A 24,050-nucleotide genomic window follows, 5' to 3' on the forward strand; every position below is an offset into this window, starting at 1 on the left:
TATCATAATTATTGTGACGCCGAGTAACCGATAGGCGATCGGGCAAGACCTTGAACTGAATAGGGTGTGAGAAATGACTATGGCAAAAACGTGGTGGCAGACTTTAATCGTTAACCCAGTGGTGTTGGGTAGTTGGGCAGTTTGTGCAACCCCAAATGCTTTGGCACAGATTGAGGGGTACAACCCCATCAGTCAAACGAATGCTCTTGAGCAAGTCACCAGTGTCTCTCAGTTACGAGATGTTTCCCCTGGTGATTGGGCGTATGAAGCCTTACGCAGTCTGGTGGAACGCTATGGCTGTATCGCTGGCTATCCCGATGGCAGCTATCGTGGGAATCGAGCCTTAACCCGATTTGAGTTTGCCGCTGGTTTGAATGCGTGCTTGCAGCAAATTGAGCGTTTACTCCCTAATGGCGAACTGGAGGGGAGTGATTTGGCAACCTTAAGACGGTTGGTGCAAGAATTTGAGGCGGAATTGGCGACTCTAGGGGCGCGAGTAGATAATTTGGAAGGTCGAGTCGCCTTTTTAGAGGATCATCAGTTTTCCACAACAACCAAACTTCGCGGAGAAGTCAGCTTTTCCCTGAGTAGCGTGTTTGGGGATGACAAGGCAGATAGTAGTGGAGAAGACTTGGAAGATGAAGTAGTTTTCGACAACCGAGTGCGTCTATTTTTAGCGACGAGTTTTACAGGGGAGGACTTGTTACTAACTCGCTTGGATGCATTGAATACGGTTCCTTTTGGTCCCGGTGAAGGAGATAATCCCAATATTACCGGAACCAGTATGACTCGCTTCGCTTTTGATGAAGGTAATGATAATGATTTAGCTGTTGGCAAGCTATTTTATCGCTTCTCTCTGGGAGAAATGGCAGGGTCACATAATCAGGAAGAAGAGGAACATGGACATGGACATGGACATGGTGCCGTTAAAGGTGCGAAACTTTCCTTTATTATTGATGCCGTTGGCGGCGAGTTTAACGAGAACTTTGCCAACTATAACGAGTTTTTCTCGGAAGAACTGACGGGGGCGATTTCTCGTTTCGGGCGTTTCAATCCGATTTATTATCAGGGACTCGAAGGCACGGGTGCTAGTTTGACCTATAACTTCAATTCAGCGCTTAATTTATCCTTGGGTTATCTGGCTGCCAATGCTAATGATCCGAGTCAGAAAAACGGATTGTTTAATGGTAGCTATGCTGCCATCGCCCAACTGGGGATTGAACCGAGTGAACGTTTGCGTTTAGGTCTAACTTATGTGCGTTCCTATTATCCTGGGGGACAGGTGGTGGTTTCTGGGGAAACGGGGAGTGAATTGGCAAATGTGCCGTTTGGGGAAGATACTGCAACGTCAGCGGATCAGTTTGGGCTTTCTGCCAGTTTGCGTCTCAGTCCCGCTTTTACGCTGTCGGGTTGGGGCGGTTTGACCCTGGCTCATGCTCAAGATAATGGTTTCAACAACGGTGTCTTGGTGGATGAGGGCGATGATGCCACTATTTTTAACTGGGCGGTTACGCTGGCATTGCCTGATTTTGGTTCAGAGGGGAGTTTGCTGGGGTTTGTTGTCGGACAACCGCCGAAGGTGACGGATAATGATGGCGGTTTTGAGGATGATGATACGTCTTGGCATCTGGAAGCTCAGTATCGTTATCAACTCACGGATAATATCGCGATTAATCCGGGGGTGTTCGTGATTCTCAACCCAGAACACGATGATAACAATGACACGATTTGGGTGGGGACGCTTCGCACTATCTTTGAATTCTAGAGACGTGCCATGTGTAGAGACGTAGCATGCTACGTCTCTACATTCATTAAGGATTGGGTGAAAGGGATTGTCGCCTAGGGAAAAAACGTTTATCATTTGAGAATGATAATCATTTTAAATAACGTATGGTAACAGCTCAAGCCTCCAGTACCATTCCGGTTACTGTTCTCACCGGCTATCTCGGCGCTGGGAAAACCACCCTGCTCAACCACATCCTCACCTACGAACATGGCAAGAAAGTCGCCGTCATCGTCAACGAGTTTGGAGAAGTGGGTATTGATAACCAATTAGTGATTGATGCCGATGAAGAAATCTTTGAGATGAACAACGGGTGCATTTGCTGTACCGTCCGAGGGGATTTGATGCGGATTATCGGGAACCTAATCAAGCGACGTAACAAGTTTGACCATTTGGTGATAGAAACCACGGGACTGGCTGACCCCGCCCCGGTGATTCAAACCTTTTTTATTGATGAAGATATGCGGCAGCAACTGCTTTTAGATGCGGTGGTAACGGTGGTGGATACCAAGCATATTTGGCAGCATTGGGAAGCAGATGAGGCGCAAGAACAGATTGCTTTTGCTGATGTAATTTTGCTCAATAAGACAGATTTAGTCTCCCCGGATGAGTTAGATGAATTGGAGAAGCGGATACGGGGGATGAATGCTCTAGCAAAAATTTACCGCACCCAAAACTCTGAGTTAGGCATGAAGGGGTTACTGGGTGTGAAAGCCTTTGATCTCAACCGTGCTTTGGAGATTGACCCCAACTTTCTCAGCGAAGATGCTCACGAACATGATCAGTCGGTTCATTCCTTTGCTTTGGTTGAATCAAAACCTGTGGATGGGGAAAAACTGAATAATTGGCTCTCGCAATTGTTACAAACCAAGGGTCCTGATATTTTCCGGATGAAGGGAATTATCAACATGGCTGGAGAAGAGCAACGCTTTGTCTTTCAAGGGGTACACATGTTGTTTGATGGTCGAGGCGATCGCGCTTGGAAACCTGGAGAACGCCGGAAAAGCGAACTGGTGTTTATTGGTCGCAATTTAGAGGAAGCGAAGCTGAGAGAGGACTTTAGAGCGTGTCTGGTTTAGGGATTACCCAGAAAAATCTATTAGAACAACAGTGGCGTGGGCAACTCTCGGAGTATGTCACGGCTGTGGCTTGGTCCGTTGATGGGTGTTTAGCGGTAAGTTCAGCAGCGGGGGAGGTTCTGCTGTGGGATGGCGGGAATGGTGACTCATGCTTAATTCTCGGTTCAGACAACACAGGTGAACAATCGATTGATTGTCTGGACTTTTCCCCCGATGGGCAATTTTTGGCAGCCGGAGGACAAGATGGTGGGGTGAGAATTTGGCAGGTGAAGCCCCAACTTCAACGGATCACAACTCTCAATAATGCCCCCAAATGGGTTGACCACCTGCGTTGGAGTCCCACGGCTAACCAATTGGCATTTAGTTTGGGGCGTTATGTTCAAGTGTGGGATGGGGCTGAACAAGCAACGATTATCACATTACCTTTTGACTCGTCCTCAGTATTGGGAATGACTTGGCATCCTCAAGGACAGCATTTAGCGATCGCGGGTGATCAGGGTGCTAAGGTTTGGGATAGTCGAAATTGGGATGATGACCCTTTCCTTGTCGATATGGCGGCGGCGAGTATGGCGATTGCTTGGTCACCGGATGGCAAGTATCTCGCCTCTGGTAATCTCGACTTAACGATTACAGTCGTCCAATGGGGTAATCCTCATCCCTGGGTGATGCGGGGATTCCCCGGCAAAATTCGCAACTTGAGATGGTCAAAATCCATGTCAAATACTGCACCCTTGTTAGCGGCGTCCAGTGGTGAGGGGATTGTGATCTGGAAAAAACAAACGGATGATCGTCAGGGTTGGGATGCACGGGTTTTAGATCTGCACACTGAAATTATCCAGGATATCGCTTTTCAACCCAAGAGTTTACTGTTAGCGTCAGCGAGTAATGATGGCTGGGTTTGTCTGTGGCAAAAAGCCAAGCAAATTGCCCAAATTATGAACGGTGCTACCCAGGGTTTTTCTTGTCTGGCTTGGCATCCTGGGGGACATCAATTGGCGGCTGGTGGTCAAAATGGGGAGGTTTTAGTGTGGTCAGAATCCAAACGGGGTAAAGGATTTGGTTAATGAAAGTTTGCTGAATGAGAAACACGTAAATGTAGAGACGCGCCATGGCGCGTCTGGAAAGCTGGCACAGAGAATGAACAATCAATAACTGACAATAGTAATGGATTTATTTTCTCGTACTGACCAACAAACCAATCCCGAAAAAATCCAGCAAATTAAACACTGGATTTATCAGGTTTTGGAGATTAATGAAAAAATTTCCGTGTCTCTGAGTCAATTGCGCTGTACTGAACCGGGATGTCCACCCATTGAAACCGTTATTGCTATCTTGGACAAACCCCAACGACAGTATAAAATCCACAAACCTATTGCAGAAATAGAACCCATTGACATTAAAAACTTGCTAGAGAAATCCTGATTTTTAGAATATCCATGAAAACAAAACAACGTATTTCTCTAGGTTTAATCACTGCCACAAGTGTAACCGTAACCATTTTAGCCGCACCACCTGCTCAAGCAATGCACATTATGGAAGGGTTTTTACCCGTAACCTGGGCAATTTTTTGGTGGATACTCTTCCTGCCTTTTTTTTTGCTGGGACTACGTTCCCTTAATCAGATCACGAAAGATTATCCCGAATTAAAACTGCTGTTGGCTTTAGCGGGTGCTTTTACCTTTGTCTTGTCGGCGTTAAAAATTCCCTCAGTGACAGGTAGTTCGTCCCATCCTACAGGTACAGGACTTGGTGCTGTATTATTTAGTCCCTTAATCATGACAGTTTTGGGGAGTTTTGTCCTGCTCTTTCAAGCCTTATTATTAGCTCATGGGGGGTTGACAACGTTAGGTGCTAATGCATTTTCTATGGCAGTTGTTGGTCCGATGGTGGCGTATGGTTTGTATCATTTAGTGCTGCGGATAAATGGCAGACAAACCGTTGCCATATTTCTCGCCGCCGCCGTGGCTAATTTAATCACCTACGTGGTCACATCTCTACAGTTAGCCCTGGCATTTCCTGCACCAGAAGGCGGTATTTTAAGCTCATTTATCAAATTTGCTGGCATTTTCGCCGTCACCCAAATTCCTCTGGCGATTAGTGAAGGATTGTTAACGGTGTTAGTTTGGAATTGGCTGGTTACCTATAGCCAAGAGCAATTACAAGTATTAAATCAGATTAAACTAAAATTACTATGAAACGACAAAGAACAAGCTGGAATAATTGGTTATTAATTTCAGGCGTAATCCTTCTCGCGATTATTCCCTTACTTGCCATTCGAGATTCTGAATTTAGCGGTGCTGATGGACAAGCCGAAGCCGTGATTGGAGACATTCAGCCTGAGTATGAACCGTGGTTTGAACCTTTGTTAGCACCTCCAGGTGGTGAAACTGAATCGCTGTTATTCGCCTTACAAGCTGGGATTGGTGCGGGAACAATTGGTTACGCGATCGGTTTATATCGAGGAAAAAGTGAGCGTAATTCTACCTTTAAGTAGGTGAAAAAATTAAAGTTAGCAGCGGTAATTGTTATTTATCTTTCGTCATTGGTTATTTTTTTTTCATTTTATCGGGTCAAATTCGTCAAAATTATGGCATCACTAAATCATGACAAATGTACCATTGCTCCCAGACGTTCCACGGTCACGTCTCTACAAACCACAATACTAATTCAGCAAACCCTGCTTAAATGAGATCATGACTCTACCCATTGATACCCTTTCTTATAACAATAACCTGAGAACCTTACCGCCAGAGCAAAAATTACTGTTTGCGTTAGTCGTTTTAGGGATTGCTCTCATCGCTTCCCCTCTAACTCAAGTTTTGATTAGTCTCTGGCTGGCAATTTGGACAATCGGTTATGCCAAAATTCCTATCCAATCTTATTTAAAGCTTCTGGGTGTGAGTAGTCTATTTTTGGGCATGGGTTTACCTGCATTAATGATTAACATAATAGGGGCGAACCAAATCGATTTAGTTGCTAGTGATCAACTCGGAGGTATTCAGTTAGGAGGATTATATTTCTATCTCAGTCACAGTGGCTGGCAAGAAGCGGTCAAAGTTTTTATCCGATCTTTGGCTTGTATTTCATGCTTACTTTTTATGCTGATGACTATTCCATTTGTCGAAATTGTGCAAACCCTACGTCGTTGTCAATTACCCGAAGCGATCGGTGATTTGCTGATGTTAATGTACCGCTTTCTTTTTATCCTGATTAACACCGTGATTGAGTTACGATTAGCACAACAAGCGAGAGGAGGATATCGCACCTGGAAATTAGCGGTTAAGAGTACAAGTTTGCTCGTTAGTCAATTGCTACAACGGACAATAATTCGCTATCAGCAATTTTGTTTAGGGTTTGCCGCCAGAGGATTTACCGATAGATTCTATGGGTTTAATGGACAACATCGGAACTATTCCCAGCGCTATGCCTTAGAAGGAATGATTGGGTGTTTAAGTTTGTCAGGATTAGATATTTATCTGAGAATTAACTAAAAAACTGTGGATTCAGTCCTTTTTTCCCTATCCCCATATCCATGACCCGTACATTGCTACAACTCAAAGACATCGTTTATACTTATCCAGGTCAAAATACCCCTTTGTTTCGGGGATTAAACCTGAGGATTACTCAATCCAAAAAGACGGCGATTATTGGTCAAAACGGATCGGGCAAATCCAGCCTATTTTTGTTGATAGATGGGTTGCATAAAATCCAGCAAGGAAAAATCTACTGGAAAAACGAGGAATTAAAATATAACCATAAATTTCTCAATCAATGGCGACAACGAATTGGGTTAGCATTTCAAGATCCTGAACAACAATTAGTCGCCGGAACAGTGATAGAGGATATCGCTTATGGTTTAGCCAACTTGCAATTACCCAAAGCCGAATTTGAACAGAGACTTGATGACGCGATCGCGGACTTTGTTTTGCAGGAATTAGTCAACCTACCCCTACACCATCTCAGTTTAGGACAAAAGCGGCGCGTTGCTTTAGCGGGTGTGATGGCGTTGAAGCCAGAATTACTCCTTTTAGACGAACCGACGGCTTATTTAGATAGGAGACAAACCCAGAATTTTATGCAGGAATTAGATCGGATTCATGAGTCAGGAACAACGGTTGTTCTGGCAACCCATGACTTAGATATTGCCTATCAATGGGCAGATTGGTTCTTGGTTCTCCATCAAGGACAATTGGTTATGGAAGGTGAGGCGGAAGCGGTTTTTTCGCAATGGGAATTAATTGAAGACTTACAACTCGGTTTGCCAACCGTATGGCAAGTTTGGCAAGCCTTACCCAAGCACCTTTGTCGTTCAGAACATACCTCTGTTCCCCGAACAGTGAGTGAACTGAACGAGCAATTGTCAGAAACTCTGACAAACCTTAACAGGAATAGATTGATTTCTTTGCACCTGTTTGATTAATCTGAATTGGGTTTAAACACAGGGCGACCCAATAACATTGAGAGGATGGGTATTGTTGATTTATGCAGCGGGTCGCCCCTACAGATTTTGATATTATATCTGGTTAAATCTGCCCTGATTTATACATTAAAACAGATGCACCATCTCTCTCAATCCAGACGTTGATTAAACAAAGCAATTATAACAATGACTCAAATTCTTGATGCTTTGCCCCCGAATTTTCCCGCGAAAATCTTATGTGGTTATTTCAATCAGACGAGACAAGTTCAGATTGTGCGGATTGTCAATATTTCCAATTGGTACTTTGAGCGAGTCGTATTTCCTCGGCAACATCTCTTATTTGAAGCCTGTTCTGAGGCTCAACTTGAAATTTATACAGGGGCAATGAGCCAGGGAATTCTTCTAGATAGAATTGGCTGCGATCGGTTATGCATTCAACAGGAATTCATCCGAGCGCCCAACAAAGACTTTAAAAAACTCTCAGTTTCTCACCCTTCAAGTCACCGAACGTTCAACTAGAGCGTCGGTATTCCGAGAAGCCGGGTTTCTCGTGAGGATGACAACAAAATATCAAGATTTCACCCAAATAAACCAGGTTTATTGACCGATGTCCTATTTATCCCATGTTTGTTATGGAAGGCGATATTCATCTATCAAACGGGCGGGTGCTGACCTAATTTTGACCTACTCTGCCAAAGATGTCGCCTTGATTTTGCATGGGACGTAAATATCCCATCTGCCGCTCATTGTAGTTACACACACCGAGACTCTCATACTAAAAGACAACCATGGTACAGACAACAAAACAAACGGAATTGGAAATAGTAAACCTTCCCAAACGAGGGATGCCTGTCACGATTATTACCGGATTTCTGGGGAGTGGCAAAACCACCTTAGTTAATCAAATTCTCGAAAATAAGCAGAATTTGAAAGTCGCTGTTTTAGTAAATGAGTTTGGAGATATCAATATTGACTCCCAGCTTCTGGTTTCTTTTGATGAAGATATGGTGGAGTTGAGTAATGGTTGTATCTGCTGTACAATTAATGATGGGTTAGTTGATGCTGTTTATCGCGTTTTAGAACGGGAAGACCAGATTGACTATTTAGTCATTGAAACCACGGGAGTGGCTGATCCGTTACCCATTGCGATCACTTTTTTAGGGACGGAACTGCGAAACCTGACGCGGTTGGATTCGATCTTAACGGTAGTCGATGCGGAAACGTTCACTCCAGAACATTTTGACAGTGAAGCCGCGTTTTCACAGGTGGCGTATGGTGATATCGTGTTGCTGAATAAAACAGATCGCGCTGATCCGAAAAAGCTGGATGAATTAGAGAGTTATATCCGCGTAATTAAACAGGGAGCAAGACTTATCCGTTGTCAATATGGTCAAGTGCCATTACCCTTAATTTTGGATGTGGAATTAACTCAGATAGAGAACTACCAGCAGGAGTTAGAGGAAAGCCAGCACCACGATCATGATCATCATTCCCATCATGATCACTCCCATCACCATCATGATCACTCTCATCATTCCCATCACTTAGAAAATGATGGATTTGTTTCCCTGTCTTTCCAGAGCGATCGCCCTTTTGATGTCCACAAATTTGAGTATTTTTTGACTGAACAGATGCCGAATACTGTGTTTCGGGCAAAAGGCATTCTCTGGTTTAGTGATAGCCCTTTACGCCATATCTTTCAACTCAGCGGTCCTCGTTTTGAATTAAACCCTGAGCCTTGGTTAGGTTCACCGAAAAATCAGCTCGTCTTGATTGGGCGTCATCTCGATCTAGATGAAATCAAAACGCTCCTGAACAACTGTCTGGCTGAATCGGTAAAGTTATAGTCAATTAATTGTTAATTATTGGCTGAATTTAATTTCCGTTTCACTTCAGTTTTGTCATCACTCAAATCATTCCATTATGACCTTATCTCAATCAAAGCCGATGGCGTTAAATAGTGTAATGCCATCCCTTTCAACTTCCGATCAACCCCTTGTCTCTGACGAAGAAATGAGGCAAGCCGTGCGTACTTTGTTACTGGGATTGGGAGAAGATCCAGACCGCGAAGGATTACAAGATACCCCTAAGCGTGTGGTTAAAGCCTTAAAGTTTTTGACATCGGGTTATCACCAATCCCTGGATGAATTACTCAATGGTGCAGTATTTACCGAAGATGCTAATGAAATGGTGCTGGTGCGGGATATCGATATTTTTAGCTCCTGTGAGCATCATATTCTGCCGATTCTCGGTCGCGCTCATGTTGCCTATATTCCCAATGGTAAGGTGATTGGACTGTCCAAAATTGCTCGGATTTGCGAAATGTATGGGCGGCGCTTGCAAGTACAGGAACGTCTGACGGCACAGATTGCCGATGGACTCGTGGGATTACTCAAGCCTCAAGGTGTAGCCGTAGTTGTGGAAGCGACGCACATGTGCATGGTGATGCGAGGTGTACAAAAGCCAGGGTCTTGGACTGTGACCAGTGCGGTGCGAGGAGTGTTTGCTGAAGATGCCCGGACTCGCCAGGAGTTCATGGATTTGGTGCGACATAACCCAAGGTTTAATTAGGGCTTGCTGCACAACCTAGAAACCCTGAGCCATCAATACTTTGAGGCTTATGGGCAGTGGATAAAGTGCAAGGAAATGGGGTAGCATCCTTCATAAGTATGGCATCACCTTACTCAGGGAAAATGTACCCCAGCTTCCCCAGCTCCCCCTCACCACAACACTTATTCAGCAGCCCCTAATTAGCGTGCCTGTTCGTTAGGGGTGATCTCCTAATCCTAGGAGAAAGCCCTTTTTTTGCGTCTTGATGAGAATACTTCTTACTCTACAATTGGTTTAGGGCGGGTCAGATCGTTCAATCCGCCGATTTGTCGTTACTCAACCGGAGGAATTTTATGACCTCTAGTGTCAAACAAGTTCGTCCCACGTCTGTCACCGCTTCTGGGCGGGGAATACCTGTTACCATTATCACGGGTTTTTTGGGGAGCGGCAAAACCACGCTGCTCAATTATATTTTGCATAATCGTCAGGATTTGAAGATAGCCGTTATTGTTAATGAATTTGGCGACATTGATATCGACTCCAAACTCTTGGTATCGATTGATGAAAATATGGTGCAACTGAGTAATGGTTGCATTTGCTGCACGATTAATGAAAATCTCATTGATACGGTTGATGCATTAATTAACCGTGATGATCCAGTGGATTACATCCTGGTTGAAACCACGGGGGTGGCAGATCCGTTGCCAATTATGCTGAGTTTTATCACCACAGAATTACAAACCGTTACTCACATAGATTCCATATTGACGGTTGTTGATGCCGAATCGTTGACGCCGAATCACTATGACAGTGAAGCGGCACTGAATCAACTCATTTTTGCCGATATTATTCTGTTGAACAAAACCGATTTGGTTGCCCCAAAACGAATTCATCAACTCAAGGAGTATATTCGTTCCCTGAAACCTGGAGCCAGAGTTCTCCAAACCCAATATGGACAGGTGTCATTACCACTGATTTTGGATGTGAACCTTAACGAGCCTAGCACCGATCAACGTGCAGCACCAGCTAATCATCTGGCTGATGATCATCAGTCTCACCATCTGGAACATGATCAGTTTATGGCAGTATCATTTGAGAGCGATCGCGCCTTAAATCTGCCCAAATTTCAAACCTTTATCGATAACCTACCCACCAATGTTTATCGGGGTAAGGGCATTCTCTGGTTTCAGGGGAGTCAGTTACGCCATCTGTTTCAATTAAGTGGTAAACGATGTGATATAAAAAGTGAACGTTCTCACCCTCCTCGTTGGAATCAACTCGTTTTCATTGGACGAAATTTAAATGCTGAGTGGATTCGACAAGAATTAGCAGAGTGCATGGCAAGTTAAGATCCGAAATAAACGATTAATCCTGTTGATAATTATGGTTCTTCCGGACTTAGTGTGCTAAACTATCAGTTTTAAGAGTTCATAACGCTTACCAAATAAGGACTGTAGCGCCTAATAAGCGCGATAGCGAAGCGCTGCTGCTTGCAGCAGATCGCAAGCCTTACAAGCTGCACCACAATCTTCTTCGTTATGCTGTAAAATAACTTGGTATTTCATCCCTATTTTGGATTTGGTTCCATCAGTCTAATGTTGGACAGCGTTTGCGACAAGCTGACAACGCGATCGTAATCTTCGTCTCCCAATCCACTTGTCAAGGGGATGCTTTCATCCAGCAAGGTTTTGGTTGAAATAACCGAGAATCCCTTGTGCGATCGCGCTATGCAAGGCAATATGACAAGAGATCGGTTGAAACCCACGCTACATCAAGGTTGAGCGCGATTGTACATAAGTAGGGCGCGTCAAAAATCGCGCAAAGCCGCACAGTGAACCAGTTTCAATTTTTTTGCTGGGGGAACTTCAGGTTAAACAGCCGCATGGCGTTGAGAGTCACTAACAGAGAAGACCCCATATCCTCTAAAACCGCCATTGGCAGTCCAATTACCCCCAAGGTTCCCAGGAGAATAAACGTTCCGTTCAGAACTAAAGCAATGACAATACTTTGCTGAATCACTTTAAGTGTGCGGCGACTGAGTTGGATGGCATAAGCCAAGCGCCTTAGATCGTTGCTGACAAGCACTACATCAGCGGCTTCCAGCGCAACATCGATGTTGCCGACGGCAAAACTGATATCTGCCGCAGCCAGGGCGGGAGTATCGTTAATGCCATCCCCAACCATACCTACCGTTCCTTTGTGGCGAAGGTTGTAAATTGCCTCAAGTTTATCTTCAGGTAGTAACTCAGCTTGATAGTCATCCATGCCAACCTGTTGAGCAATCTCAGAAGCAACGGGGATGCGATCGCCTGTCAGCATCACCAGTCGCTTTAAGCCAATTCGTTTCAACAATCGTACCGCTTCAATGGATTCCAAACGGAGTCCATCTGCTAAGGCGATCGCTCCAATTAAACCTTGTCGAGTTCCAACTAGCACGGGAGTATGCCCAAAAGATTCAATCTCAGCCACCCAGGATTCCGCTGCGGCTGACAGAGGAATGTCTTGCTCTGCAAATAACCGTCGATTGCCAACCCCATAAACGGACTGTCCAAACTTTGCCCAAATTCCCTTACCGGGGATGGCTGTAAAGGTTTCTGGAGTATCTAGTTCCATTCCCTTTGCTTTCGCTGCTGTCACAATCGCCTTTGCTAGGGGATGTTCCGATTGTTGTTCTAGGGAAGCCGCAATCAGCAGCACGGTGGACGCCTTCATTTCTCCTAGGTTATAGACCTGTTGTACGACAGGCATACCCTGAGTAATCGTGCCAGTTTTATCGAAGGCTAGGGTTGTCAGTCGTCCGGCTGTCTCTAGCGCATTTCCACCCTTGAATAAAACACCGTTTCGGGTTGCAGCCCCAATCGCACTCACCAGGGAAACGGGTGTAGCAATCACTAACGCACAAGGGCAGGAAATTACTAGCAATACCAGTGCCTTGTAGAACCACACGTTAAACGGTTGAGCCAACACTAACGGTGGAATAAGCGCAATCCCTGCTGCCACAGTAAGAACAATCGGCGTGTAAATGGCAGAAAAGCGATCGACCCACTGCTGGATGGGAGCGCGGCTTTCTTGGGCTTCCTCCACTAAATGAATGATCCGGGAAACGGTTGTGTCTTTGGCGCTATGAGTTACCTGAACCTCCAAAAAGCCAGTCTGGTTCAGCGTACCTGCAAAAATGCGATCGCCTTTTTCTTTGTCTTCTGGGACAGATTCTCCCGTAATCGGAGACTGGTCAACAGCACTCATGCCAGACACCACTATGCCATCCAGGGCAATGCGTTGTCCTGGTCGGATTGTCAGCATCTCGCCAACTTGAATCTCTTCAACAGGAACTGAAACCTCTTGCCCATTCCGCTTAAGTGTTGCAGTTGGTGGAGTCAAGTCCATCAAGTCGCGAATGGCATTGCGGGTGCGACCGAGAGTGAAAGTCTGTAACGTTGTCCCCAAGGCAAACAAGAACATAACCAATGCGCCTTGGAACCAAAAATTCAAAATAGCCGCTCCAATCGCCGCAAGCGTCATCAGCAAGTTCATATCTGCTCGACGCAGTTTCAAGGCAATCCATGCAGCTCGTGCAACTGGCAGGAACGCAACGAGCAAGCTAACGATATAGAAGCCTTGGGCAATCCAACTGAGGGATAACAATCCTTCGGCAATCAATCCCAGTACTAAGCCAATACCACTGAAAAGAACAGTCTGTCCCCGTCGCGTCAACAGCCAGAATTGCCAACCTGTCAAGTCAGACTTGGGCGAATGCTGGCTAGGTGTCGGCTGACTCTGGGACACAGCATCAGAGCCAGTGTCACCAAGGTTCGTGATTGTCACGTCCTCGACTGTATAGCCTAAAGCGGTGACTCGATCTCCAATCACCGTCTCGCTGACCTGAATCGGGTCATAGGACACCTCTAACCGCCCAGTGGCAAAACTGACCGAAACTTGATGAATTCCTGCCGTCTTCTGTAGGCTAGCTTCAATGGTTTTAGCGCAACTGCCACAATCCATTCCACCAACATTGGCAATAAGTTTTTTAGCCGGGGTCTTTTCCTGCGCCTGCTCAACGGTATAGCCTAGGTCAGTCACACGCTTGATGATGTCGGCTTCACGGACGTGGTGGGGGTGATAAGATACGTTCAATCGTTCCGATGCAAAGCTGACGGATATCTCAGTGACTCCAGCCAACTGCTTTACACTCGCTTCAATCGTCTTGGCACATCCCCCACAATCCATTCCACTGACCTGTGCTTGCAGCGTTTTGGTGGGATTGGCTGGAGCGATATCAAGGGTGTAACCCATTTCCGTGATGCGATCGCGAATCACCCTTGCCTCGACTTGGGATGGGTGATAAGAGACGGTAAGCTTGCCACTGGCAAAATTGACACAAGCCTTGTCTACACCCGGTAGAAGCACTAGATTTGCCTGAATGGTTTTGGCACAGCTAGGGCAGTCCATCCCATCAACTATTGCTTGTAAGGTACTGTTCGAGGGGGTTGTTGGGTTCATGAGACAATTGACTATTGAGCAAAGACACGCGACCTGGATTATCGACAGCCGGGTAATTCGATACAACTCGACCTATCCGGTTCTCATATCAGTGACAACTGATATGTCTTAGTTAAAGCTATCATTAAATATCAGTAACAACTGATATGTCAAGCCACAAGCCTGTTACCCCCTATCAATGATTGCCAAAACTCAAGCTACCGATCTGAAGGTCAAACTGTTTCGGGGATTTTCTGACTCCTCGCGTTTGTCTATCCTCAATGTTTTGCGAGATGAACCCAAGAAGGTCAACGAAATTGTTGAAGCAACAGGACTCACCCAGTCTAATGTTTCCAATCATCTGAGTTGTCTACGCTGTTGCGACTTGGTTGTCCGTCAACAGCAGGGTCGTTTCGTGTACTACCAACTCAGCGATGCCCGAATCGCCAAACTTCTCGACCTAGCTGATGAATTACTGGCTGATGTGGCTCTTGGCGTAGACTCTTGCACTCGCTTTAAAAGTTAAGGGTTTTCCGTACTTAGGTATTCCCTGTTAAGCAGTTCCCTGCTCCCTTTGGCTTTTATGAAAACAAGCAAGCCACCTCACTATCTATCACTCACTCAATTCTTTGTTAATTAAAGCACGAATTTGTTGAATAAATTCGCTCGGTGTTTGAATCAGTAAGCCACTTTGAGCCGATACTTCTGGTGTGAAATTTTTCGTGTTTAGTGTCAGCAAACGATTGACCTGACCGACTACCGCAGCAGCTAAGATGGGAGCATCTTTAGGTTCGATAATTGCTACCCATTGCTCTATCTCTGTAGTAGAAGGATTGGGTAGAATTTCAGGAGCGATAGTAGAGATAATTTGCCTAAAAACGGGAAGAGCTTTTGGCAGTTTTTTCATCAGGTTGCGCTCGCACTCGTCTACAACCTGCTCTGAAATTACAACCTTGAACAATCCAATCTCTGCCATTACAATCACGGCATGGCTAGCACCACTGGCAGAACCGCAAGCTGCAATCAATGCACTTGAATCAAGAAATACTCTAATCACGGTGCTGAGATTCTTCCCAAATGGTTTGCCTCTCTTCCTGTAACCCTTCTAATAAGTCTCCTAAACTAACCTGGCTGGTATTCATTAGGGAGACAAAGCAATCGGCAAGAGAACTAACTTGAGGCTGTCTAGGAACAAGTAAAACCAACTCCCCAATTTGCAGCAAAAGTAACGAATTTTCTGGACTCACCTGTAAGCTATCCAAAACCTCTTGTGGAAGTGTTACTTGACCTGCTTCAGCAATTGACAAAGGAAATGTCTTAATCGTAAGTTCTTGGTCTTTTGATAGATTACTCATCGTTCTAGCCGATAGTTTGGATAATAAGCTTGTCGGTTCTCTAAATCGGCGACGGTAAGTGACATACTGCCTCCAACCGATATTCGCGTTCTGCATCTATTGTGCCATCGCCACCCACTACTCTGTCCATGTTTGTTGCCGATGAGGGCTGCCCAGGAAGCCTGTAATGACAGTTACAGGTAGTTTTTGGGGGAAGCTATCGGTGTCTATCATAAATCAACTAAAACCTAACAAATTAAACGGGAAAGACTCTACTGAAACAATCGGGTTTCCGTTTGGCGGTATCGCCGGAGAAAATTGATGCCCAAACTGGCAAGATACGCGATCGCGGCGCACAGCACAATCGTGGCACCAGAGGTAAAATTGAGGACGTAGGAAAGCCACAATCCGACTGTGGTAAAGATCATACACAGCAGACTAGCCAGTAGCATCATTTTCTTCAAGTCCTTGACATACAGATTCGCGATCGCGGCGGGCATAGACAGCAGGGCAATCAGTAAAATTACGCCCACCACCTGCATCAGCATCACCACCGTCAGCGCAATAATTCCCATCAGCATCAGGTAAAGCCCATTCACGGGTACATTCCGCACTGTGGCAAAGGTTTCGTCAAAGGAGATCGCCAATAACTCTTTGTAAAACAGCACGACCAAAATGACGATCATTATATTTAGCGCCAGCATAATCCAGAGATCGCGTCTAGGAACAGAGAGAATACTACCAAATAAATAACTCCTTAGATTTGCCGTATAGCCCGGTGTCAAATCAACAAAAATTATCCCAATTGCCATACCAATTGCCCATAACATACCAATGACAGTATCTTGTCGCAACTGAGTTTTACGCTGCACCCAGCCCATTGTCAACGCCGCCATCAGACTGAAGGCGCTTGCCCCTAGCACTGGATTAAATCCCAAGAAAAATCCCATACCCACACCCCCATAGGCGGCGTGGGCAATGCCTCCAGCGATAAACACAATCCGATTGACTACTACAAAGCTGCCAATAATGCCACTGGCAATGCTAATCAACAGCCCCGCTAATAGGGCATTTTGCATAAATTCTTGCTGTATAACTTCCAGCATAAGCGAAATCAAAATTATTTCCTTGGGTCTCGGCTATTCAGGTTTTGAGTTAGGTCGATTTTGACGGATGCGCGGCTAACTTTCGCGGCACAAACCGATTGTGAATCACCGGTTCTACTGATTCTCCGTAGGTCTGCTCTAGCATTTCATTCGTCACCTGACTATCACCGTGGTAATACAGCCGTTGGTTCAAACAGCCGATTGTTTTAACGTAAGAGGATACCATGCCAATATCGTGAGAAATCATCAAAATTGTCACACATTCATTCAGTTGCCGCAGCAATTCATAGATGGCTGTAGAGGTTTTACTGTCTAGACTGGTAGTGGGTTCATCAAGCAGTAGAATCTGGGGTTCTGTTGCTAACGCCCGAGCAATATAGACTCGTTGGCACTCCCCACCAGAAAGCTCACTCACCGGGCGATCTTTTAAATCTAGCAAGTCTACCTGTTGTAATGCCTGTTCTACCTTCTCATCATCCTTACGATTAAAATGTCTCAATAAACGACCTTTGCCCAAACGTCCCATCCGCACAACATCCCAAACATTAATGGGGAAACTGCGGTCAAATGTCATCACCTGTGGAACATAGCCGATATAACGACGACCTTGCTGAATCGAACGTCCGAGAATTCTCACCCGTCCCTGTTGAGGTGACAATAATCCTAATAGTACCTTGAATAGGGTAGTCTTACCGCCTCCATTTGAACCAATGATACCGATATAGTCCAATTTATTGACCGAAAGATTGATATCGTGCAAAATCGGTTCTTTACCGTATCCTGCCCAAAGGTTTTCGATCGTAATCACGACTTCAGACGTAGTTGAGTGTTCCACAGTGATACCCGTTTTCTCTTTATAATCAAGCAACAAATACACCCTTTTGCTATCGCCCGTATGGGTCAGACATGGCGCAACATCAGGAAACATTGGTATGATGAAATTAGTAATCGATAGGGGTAAACAAAATTGGTGTTATTTGATGCTAAAAAAGCCAATAATGAGCGACTATTTGCTAATCACAGCGACAAGGTGAGGGGTGACAACTAAAAGGGCGGTTGGATCACCCATAATATCTTTAAATGTGTTAGAGACTTTGCTCATATTGCTCATCCAGTCTTCAGCCAGTGGATCGAGTAAAATCACCTCTCCACCAATTTCATTGGCAATTGTTGTAGCGTCCCTAGTGCTAAATTGAGGTTGAGCAAAAATGACTTGAATATTGTCTGCTTTAGCTTTAGAAACCAGCTTGGACATTTCTGCCGCACTGGGTTCATTGCCACCGACTTCAATAGGAACCATTTCCAAATTGTAGGCACGAGCAAAGTAGCCCCAAGCCGGATGGAAGACCATAAAAGTTCGATTCTCAACTCCAGAAAGGGTTTGCTTAATGTCTTGATCCAGTTGCTCTAGGTCAGCAATGAAGGCATTTAGGTTCTCTTGATAAATCGGTTGACGGCTGGGGTCAAGTTCGACAAGAGCTGCATAAATGGTTTGTGCTTGTTCTTTAACCAGGGGGGGTGATAGCCAAATATGGGGATCGGGATTGGCTACGGTTTCGGTTTGAGAACTAGCCTCCTGATCATGCTGATGTTCGTCGGCGTCACTGTGGTGATGGTGTTCTTCACCGGGATGGGAATGTTCCGCCGCCATAGGCATTCGGTTAACTCCTTCGGTCAAATCCACAACTTTCATCTCCGGATTCCCAGAACGAATGCGCTCCCACCAGGCATTCTCAAAAGGAACCTGGATGCGGGCATACGCCTCTGCATCCGCTAAATTTTGTAGCTGTTGGGGTTTGGGTTCATAGGTGGCTGGACTCGCACCAGGCGGTAACATTACGGTGACATTGACATATTCACCACCAATCCGTTCGACAAAATATTTTTGCGGTGGAATACTCACAACCACGTCAAGCTGGTTCTCTGAGATGTTAGAGTCAGAAGATTGAGCCGATTCGGTTGTTTCATTCGTTTGAGTTTGTCCACAACCGACTAAAGACACGATTCCTAAAGCCAGGATTGTGGTAACTAGACGGCGATAATTTGGCATGGGTTAGTCTCCTTTGCTGGATTGATAGCAGGTTTGACTTTGGCAACGCTCATTTTTGATAATGATAATCATTATAATCACAGATGACAATTTTGTCGTCGGTAAAAAATCGATTTGAGTCAGTTGCCACCGTCCAAATGAACAGCAGGGGACTCAAGTCTGGCGGGTAATGTGTGCGATCGCATTGCTTCGTCCCAATTCTGAGGCGGCGCGAGGTGTTGAGGGGAAACCGTCTCAGGGTCATCAAAGTGTTAGCGCCAGTCTCTGTGAGATGATTAGGGTGGCGGATGAGGAAGAACTGGAAGCCGCTATGCTGCTTTCTTGTCCGTCGTATGGAGAGGGCGTCAAACAGAGGTTGAACGGGTTAAATCGACTCTTTGACTCCCGAACAGTGGGTTACATCTGAATTAAAATGACTGGAAAGTAGGAGGACAAGCAAGCCGATGAGTTTAGTTATTTCTGATGAAATTATTAGGGCAAGTGGATTATCTGAACCTGATTTCCTCTTAGAAATTGTTCTGTTGCTATTTAAGCAGAAAAAAATCAGTCTGGCTAAGGCAAGTCATTTGTTAGGGATACCCCGAATTCGGTTTCAGCACGAATTAGCGTCTCGTCAGATTCCGATTCACTATGATGTGGAGGATTTTGAGACAGATTTAAGCAATTTACGGGCAGCCGGACGATTGTGATTGTTATTAGTGATACGTCTCCTATTACTAATCTGGCGGCTGTCGGACATTTGTCTTTATTGCAGCAACTCTATGGGGATATCATTATTCCTGTTCTTCATTTATAGAGTTCATCTCTCTTTTAAATAGTCACAGGTAACTGGCTAATTATCTCAAGGTATCAATCCTCAGTAAAGTGAGTATTTATGCTTAGTGTTCTCGGAGACCAACCTGTAACCTATCGTGCTACATATTGAAGTGCGGACTGTGGGTTATAGGGCGGTGAGTGTCAAAAATTCGTGAGTAACCGAGTTTTGGTGAGAATCAAGTTGAGAACGGTTTCTTCTGTGGCGATAATATCGGCTCTGCCTTCCATACCCGATTGAATGACACAAGGGCGTTCACCTTCACTCAACTGAAACATTCCTGGCTGAATCGTGACTTCATAAACAGCATGATTAGCAGAGGTTGTACTGGTTTGAGTGGAACTTGCGATCGCCTGTGGGGTTAGGGTGGGCGTAGTCACATCTGGAGAAATGGCAGTCACTGTACCTGGGAGAGTGCCGTAGTCCGGATAGGGACAGGCTGAGACGCGCATTTGCACCCGTTGACCCATTTCGACTTGGCTGATATCTTGAGATGACACGAAGGCTTTAATCACCAAAGGTGCTGCACTGGGGGAAATTTGCGCGATCGCATCTCCGGCACGGACAACTTGTTGGACGTTGCGAAGATGCAGTTGCTGGATAATACCAGAGGCTGAGGCGCGGATCATCGTGTTTTGAAGTTCCGTTTCAATTTGCTGAAGTTCATCCTTGTTGCGACTGAGTTGGTTCAAGAGTTCCCCGCGACGTTGAATGAGCTGCTCTCGTTCTTGGTTTAATCGAGATAGGCTGGCTTTTCCAGTGGCGCGTTCTTGGGCAATTTTCTCCTTCGCCATTGTCACCATTGCCTCACTGGGGTTGAGCGCGGCTAATGCCCCTTTTCGTCTAGCTTGGGCAGCATCTACACCCGATGAGAGTCGTTCAATCTCTTCTTTTTGTGCCAGGATGGTGGCTTTTTGGGCTTCTAGGGCTTGTTCTTGTTGAGTCACAGCAAGTTGAACTTCCTGGAATTGATCCTGAGAAAGAGCGCCAGATTCGGCGATTGGCTGATAGCGATCGCGTCTGGCTTTGGCAGCGTTTAACGCGGCTTCCGTAGAGTTTAAGTGAGCTTGGGCGGCGTTTAACTCAGCCTCACTTCTTTGTAACTCTTCTTGCGCTTGCTTCAAATGGGCTTCGGCTTCTTGGACTTGGGCTGTTGCGGTTATTTGTTGATCTTGGTACTCCCGTTGACTGCGACTGAGTTCGGCTTGCGCTGAGGCAACTGTGCGTTTCGTGCGATCGCGTTCAGCAATAATCTGCCGATCAAGCGCCATTATCTGGGCATCGATTTGAGTCAGTTGACCCTGGTTGTGTTGAATATTACTTTGAAGCTGACTCTTTTGCGTCTGGAGGCGAGAGTCGTCAATCGTGGCAATAATGTCCCCTTGTTCAACTTGCTGGTTCTCCTTCACTTCAATGGTTTTAACTGTTCCTTCCATTGCCACTTGTACGAGGCGTTGTTCACCAGAAGGACGAATTGTCGCCCTGGCGTTCACGGTGACGTTGTAGGTGAAAATAGCTGCTAGGGTAAACGCTGCACCGACTGCGCCGACTAAACATAGTCCGCCCCAACTCAGCCAAGGGCTGATGGGAGGCAGAAAATCTGCATTCTTAACTGTTGATAGGTTTGCCGATTGGTCACGGTTGAGTATTCTTTCGGAAATCATGGAGTGTAAACTAGGAAAAGACCCAGAAAGGGTTCCGGGTCAATACACAATGGCTTAAAACCGTCACCACAGGTGAATTTGAGAAAATCAGCCAAATCCAACTCAGTCACCTTGGCTGGCGTTTTAAGCCCTCAACACTGGGCGATCATGACCCATCGTTGCCTAGCCAATGGTCAAGCCATCACCAGGTTCAACCGAAATCTTGCAAGAGCTGTTGTAAGTGTGAATCGTGGGTATAGTCGTCCCCGTGCAGGTGGTGCAGCCACCGGAGAGCGACGACATATCTTCATCGCTCAGTTCAATCAACCCCGCCGGGTTTTCCGGCAAGAGGCTGAGTTGTTCGGCACTCAAACTGGCACGGTAGTCTTCATCTTTCCACGCACGGATGATATCAAGTTGAGACATTTTCGTCCTCCTATTGATCTAGTCTTGAAGCGGCTTTTTTGCCGCAAGACTATATTAACCTAATTTTGATAATGATTATCATTTTTACTGCAAAGTTTGTTTAAGCGCTTACAGTACATTTGTACTATATTAAAGTCAAGCCTGATCCCGTGGTTAACAGGGATGAATGTCCAGCCAACCTGATCAGGGAGTCAAAAAATCTAGGTGAGAACCTGACTTAGAGAGCAAATCCGAGGGAGTCCCTTGGAGTTGCACTCGTCCTGTGTCGAGTAGTACAATCCAATCCGCCCGATTAATAACTCGCGGACGATGACTAATCAGAATCGTGGTTTGACCTTGACGATGACAAAGGAGGCGATCAAGGACTTCAGCTTCACTCACCGGATCAAGGCTAGCCGTCGATTCATCAAGGATGAGGATCGGAGGATTCGTTACAATACCCAGCGCGATCGCCAGTCGCTGGCGCTGTCCTCCGGAAAGATTGGCTCCAAACTCACCTAAAATAGTTTGATATTTATTAGGAAGTTTACTAATAAATTCATCAGCTTGAGCAATTTTGCAGGCTTGAACAATCTCAGAAAACCCAACAGGTAAATCGCCCAAACTAAGATTTTCGATAATCGAGCGACTCCAAAAATGAGCCTCTTGAGGAATCAAAACAATTTGCTGTCTGAGACAATCTAAAGACAAGTCATCAAGATTGTAATCGCCAATACGAATTGTGCCAGAGTCCGGAAAATATAACCCAGCCAACAGTTTTGCCAACGTACTCTTCCCACAACCCGATTTCCCGATTAAAGCAATCGCTTTACCCCCAGGAAGGGTCAGGGAGAAGTCGTTGAGTAGCTCAACTCGACCGGGATGATGAAAGGTTAAATTATTACAAATAATTTCAGCATTATTCGCCAAGTTAACCTGGGGTTTAAATAGGTTATCTTGCTCCTCCGGTGTCGCATCAATCACATCATTTAACCGCTGTAGAGCAGCTTCCGTAAACGCAAATTGGTTGACAAAATCGATAACACTGGTGATGAAATTTAGACAATTGCGATTCAGTGCATTAAACGCAATTAATTGTCCGATGCTCATTTGATTAGCAAAAACCAACTGACCGCCAAACCACAGTAAAATTCCTTCACCACTCAACAAAACAAACCCCGAAAACACTGCATTAATAATCGCAATTTTCAACCGTTTAAAATTCAAATTTGCCTGTCGTCCAAATCGAGATTGGAATTCTTCCCAAAACTGAGGCACCGCATTTTTAGTTTTCAGAACCAGCGCTCCCTTGAACGTTTCTACTAAAATCCCTTGGTTTTCGGCAGTTAACGCCAGAAGACTGTGGGTTTTCTGTTTCAGTTGGCGAAGAAACACTAACGTTGAAAGCGTCATGGTTGCTGAAATCACCAACGTCACCAGCAAGAGTCTTGGGCTATAAACGAGCATAAATCCCAGAGATGCCAACGCAATAAACAACTGACTGGGAAGTAAAATCCCCACTTGAGAAATCAGTTGATTAACCGCTTGAATATCACGCAAACGACTCGCCACCTCACCACTGCGATGAGATTCGTAATACGCCAGAGGAAGTCCGAGAATTGAACGGCAAAACTCCAGGACTAAATTCAGCTCTAAACCTTGGGCAAAATGGGCAATTAAATGAGACTGGACAAATCGCAGACTACTCCGGAGTAAGTGCGACAGTAAGACGGCGATAATCACACCATTGAGCAGTTGCTCATCACCGCGAATTAAGACATCATCGGTGAGAATTTGCAGTAAAAATGGAGAGGTGAGAGATAGACAGCCAAAAACCCCGTTAATCAGCAACACTTCCGCCAAAAGACCTCGTTTTTCCCAGAAGCGTTGAGTTAAACGTTGAAAACTGCCAATTTTATGACGATCATCCGGTTGAGAGGGAAATTCTGGACGCGGTTGGAGTAAAAGCATGGCTCCATTAGTCCACCCCGTTAGCAACTCTTTTTTCGATAAATACCGAATCCCAATGGCTGGATCAGCAATCGCGTATTTTTTTCCTTTGCGTTCGTACAACACTACCCAATGATTCCCGTTCCAGTGAATAATTCCGGGTAAAGGAATTATTTTTTGATCAATGAGTTCAATCGGAACTTTCACACCTCTCGGATCGAATCGAAGGGCTTTTGCCCCTTGTTTGAGGTTGAGTAATGTAGTCCCCAATGGTCCAGTACCCGCGACTTCTCGAACCCGATTAATCGAGAAAATCCGACCATAATATTTAGCGATCGCGGCTAAACAGGCGGCACCGCAATCTTCTTCATTGTGCTGTAAAATAATTTGGTATTTCATCCCCATTTTGGATTTGGTTCCATCAGTCTAATGTTTGT

Annotated in this window: 24 protein-coding genes and 1 pseudogene; 16 read left to right on the forward strand and 9 right to left on the reverse strand. The window is 45.4% G+C overall.

Annotation, left to right across the window (positions count from 1 at the left end):
* The first annotated feature begins 79 nt into the window (after positions 1-79).
* The 12 genes from RIB93_RS08110 (at position 80) to RIB93_RS08165 (ending at position 11,181) form a co-directional block, all read left to right on the forward strand.
* Complete coding sequence (locus RIB93_RS08110; protein ID WP_446372037.1) at positions 80-1,765, forward strand: iron uptake porin; 1,686 nt, start codon at positions 80-82, stop codon at positions 1,763-1,765.
* A 125-nt stretch (positions 1,766-1,890) separates the two neighbouring features.
* Positions 1,891-2,862 carry a CobW family GTP-binding protein gene (locus tag RIB93_RS08115; RefSeq protein ID WP_446372039.1) on the forward strand — a complete coding sequence of 324 codons (972 nt, stop codon included), beginning with the start codon at positions 1,891-1,893 and terminating at the stop codon, positions 2,860-2,862.
* Positions 2,850-3,926: a WD40 repeat domain-containing protein gene (locus tag RIB93_RS08120; RefSeq protein ID WP_446372041.1), complete on the forward strand. Its 1,077-nt coding sequence runs from the start codon at positions 2,850-2,852 to the stop codon at positions 3,924-3,926. The genes RIB93_RS08115 and RIB93_RS08120 overlap by 13 nt, the downstream gene beginning before the upstream one ends.
* Before the next feature lie 100 nt (positions 3,927-4,026).
* On the forward strand, positions 4,027-4,284 hold the full coding sequence (locus RIB93_RS08125) for a hypothetical protein (RefSeq protein ID WP_446372043.1): 258 nt from the start codon (positions 4,027-4,029) through the stop codon (positions 4,282-4,284).
* Between the two features lie 14 nt (positions 4,285-4,298).
* Positions 4,299-5,057, forward strand: a complete 759-nt coding sequence (locus tag RIB93_RS08130) for an energy-coupling factor ABC transporter permease (protein ID WP_446372045.1) — start codon at positions 4,299-4,301, stop codon at positions 5,055-5,057.
* A complete protein-coding gene (locus RIB93_RS08135) occupies positions 5,054-5,356 on the forward strand; it encodes an energy-coupling factor ABC transporter substrate-binding protein (RefSeq protein WP_446372047.1) in 303 nt (100 codons plus the stop codon). Before RIB93_RS08130 ends, RIB93_RS08135 begins: the two co-directional genes overlap by 4 nt.
* Before the next feature lie 199 nt (positions 5,357-5,555).
* The gene (gene cbiQ, locus RIB93_RS08140; RefSeq protein WP_446372049.1) at positions 5,556-6,353 is read left to right on the forward strand and encodes a cobalt ECF transporter T component CbiQ; all 798 of its coding nucleotides are present in this window, start codon (positions 5,556-5,558) and stop codon (positions 6,351-6,353) included.
* Between the two features lie 41 nt (positions 6,354-6,394).
* Positions 6,395-7,282, forward strand: a complete 888-nt coding sequence (locus RIB93_RS08145) for an energy-coupling factor ABC transporter ATP-binding protein (protein WP_446372051.1) — start codon at positions 6,395-6,397, stop codon at positions 7,280-7,282.
* Between the two features lie 186 nt (positions 7,283-7,468).
* A complete protein-coding gene (locus RIB93_RS08150; protein WP_446372053.1) occupies positions 7,469-7,801 on the forward strand; it encodes a DUF1830 domain-containing protein in 333 nt (110 codons plus the stop codon).
* Between the two features lie 269 nt (positions 7,802-8,070).
* A complete protein-coding gene (locus tag RIB93_RS08155) occupies positions 8,071-9,129 on the forward strand; it encodes a CobW family GTP-binding protein (protein WP_446372055.1) in 1,059 nt (352 codons plus the stop codon).
* A 76-nt stretch (positions 9,130-9,205) separates the two neighbouring features.
* The gene (folE, locus tag RIB93_RS08160) at positions 9,206-9,853 is read left to right on the forward strand and encodes a GTP cyclohydrolase I FolE (protein WP_446372057.1); all 648 of its coding nucleotides are present in this window, start codon (positions 9,206-9,208) and stop codon (positions 9,851-9,853) included.
* Positions 9,854-10,185: 332 nt separating this feature from the next.
* Entirely contained in the window at positions 10,186-11,181 is a 996-nt protein-coding gene (locus RIB93_RS08165; protein WP_446372059.1) for a CobW family GTP-binding protein, read from the forward strand.
* 493 nt (positions 11,182-11,674) lie between these two features.
* On the opposite strand, the gene RIB93_RS08170 is transcribed toward RIB93_RS08165, so the two are convergent.
* A complete protein-coding gene (locus tag RIB93_RS08170; RefSeq protein WP_446372061.1) occupies positions 11,675-14,332 on the reverse strand; it encodes a heavy metal translocating P-type ATPase in 2,658 nt (885 codons plus the stop codon).
* Between the two features lie 178 nt (positions 14,333-14,510).
* Here RIB93_RS08170 and RIB93_RS08175 point away from each other — a divergent pair, with 178 nt between their 5' ends.
* Positions 14,511-14,837, forward strand: a complete 327-nt coding sequence (locus tag RIB93_RS08175; protein ID WP_446372063.1) for an ArsR/SmtB family transcription factor — start codon at positions 14,511-14,513, stop codon at positions 14,835-14,837.
* A gap of 87 nt (positions 14,838-14,924) precedes the next feature.
* Here RIB93_RS08175 and RIB93_RS08180 read toward each other — a convergent pair whose 3' ends face one another.
* The 5 genes from RIB93_RS08180 to RIB93_RS08200 form a co-directional block, all read right to left on the reverse strand.
* Positions 14,925-15,368 carry a PIN domain-containing protein gene (locus tag RIB93_RS08180; protein ID WP_446372066.1) on the reverse strand — a complete coding sequence of 148 codons (444 nt, stop codon included), beginning with the start codon at positions 15,366-15,368 and terminating at the stop codon, positions 14,925-14,927.
* Positions 15,361-15,666 (reverse strand): hypothetical protein, encoded by a 306-nt coding sequence (locus tag RIB93_RS08185; RefSeq protein ID WP_446372068.1) that lies wholly within the window; start codon positions 15,664-15,666, stop codon positions 15,361-15,363. The genes RIB93_RS08180 and RIB93_RS08185 overlap by 8 nt, the downstream gene beginning before the upstream one ends.
* Positions 15,667-15,917: 251 nt before the next feature.
* Positions 15,918-16,751, reverse strand: coding sequence for a metal ABC transporter permease (locus tag RIB93_RS08190; protein WP_446372070.1), 834 nt, complete (start codon positions 16,749-16,751; stop codon positions 15,918-15,920).
* 49 nt (positions 16,752-16,800) lie between these two features.
* A complete protein-coding gene (locus tag RIB93_RS08195) occupies positions 16,801-17,586 on the reverse strand; it encodes a metal ABC transporter ATP-binding protein (RefSeq protein ID WP_446372072.1) in 786 nt (261 codons plus the stop codon).
* Between the two features lie 171 nt (positions 17,587-17,757).
* Positions 17,758-18,801 carry a metal ABC transporter solute-binding protein, Zn/Mn family gene (locus tag RIB93_RS08200; protein WP_446372074.1) on the reverse strand — a complete coding sequence of 348 codons (1,044 nt, stop codon included), beginning with the start codon at positions 18,799-18,801 and terminating at the stop codon, positions 17,758-17,760.
* 184 nt (positions 18,802-18,985) lie between these two features.
* Here RIB93_RS08200 and RIB93_RS08205 point away from each other — a divergent pair, with 184 nt between their 5' ends.
* The 3 genes and pseudogenes from RIB93_RS08205 to RIB93_RS08215 form a co-directional block, all read left to right on the forward strand.
* Positions 18,986-19,207: a hypothetical protein gene (locus RIB93_RS08205; RefSeq protein WP_157453365.1), complete on the forward strand. Its 222-nt coding sequence runs from the start codon at positions 18,986-18,988 to the stop codon at positions 19,205-19,207.
* Positions 19,208-19,244: 37 nt separating this feature from the next.
* A complete protein-coding gene (locus RIB93_RS08210; protein ID WP_006104906.1) occupies positions 19,245-19,490 on the forward strand; it encodes a UPF0175 family protein in 246 nt (81 codons plus the stop codon).
* Positions 19,487-19,582, forward strand: a pseudogene (locus RIB93_RS08215) (DUF3368 domain-containing protein); the annotation flags it as partial. The gene RIB93_RS08210 and the pseudogene RIB93_RS08215, both read left to right, overlap by 4 nt.
* Before the next feature lie 176 nt (positions 19,583-19,758).
* On the opposite strand, the gene RIB93_RS08220 reads toward RIB93_RS08215, so the two are convergent.
* The 3 genes from RIB93_RS08220 to RIB93_RS08230 all read right to left on the reverse strand — a co-directional run bounded on the left by RIB93_RS08220 (position 19,759) and on the right by RIB93_RS08230 (position 24,012).
* Positions 19,759-21,279, reverse strand: a complete 1,521-nt coding sequence (locus RIB93_RS08220; protein ID WP_446372076.1) for an HlyD family efflux transporter periplasmic adaptor subunit — start codon at positions 21,277-21,279, stop codon at positions 19,759-19,761.
* Positions 21,280-21,441: 162 nt separating this feature from the next.
* Positions 21,442-21,684 carry a mersacidin/lichenicidin family type 2 lantibiotic gene (locus RIB93_RS08225; protein ID WP_446372078.1) on the reverse strand — a complete coding sequence of 81 codons (243 nt, stop codon included), beginning with the start codon at positions 21,682-21,684 and terminating at the stop codon, positions 21,442-21,444.
* 183 nt (positions 21,685-21,867) lie between these two features.
* Complete coding sequence (locus RIB93_RS08230; protein ID WP_446372080.1) at positions 21,868-24,012, reverse strand: peptidase domain-containing ABC transporter; 2,145 nt, start codon at positions 24,010-24,012, stop codon at positions 21,868-21,870.
* Between the last annotated feature and the right edge of the window lie 38 nt (positions 24,013-24,050).

The sequence above is a fragment of the Coleofasciculus sp. D1-CHI-01 genome (genome assembly GCF_040218875.1).
Lineage (GTDB): Bacteria > Cyanobacteriota > Cyanobacteriia > Cyanobacteriales > Coleofasciculaceae > Coleofasciculus.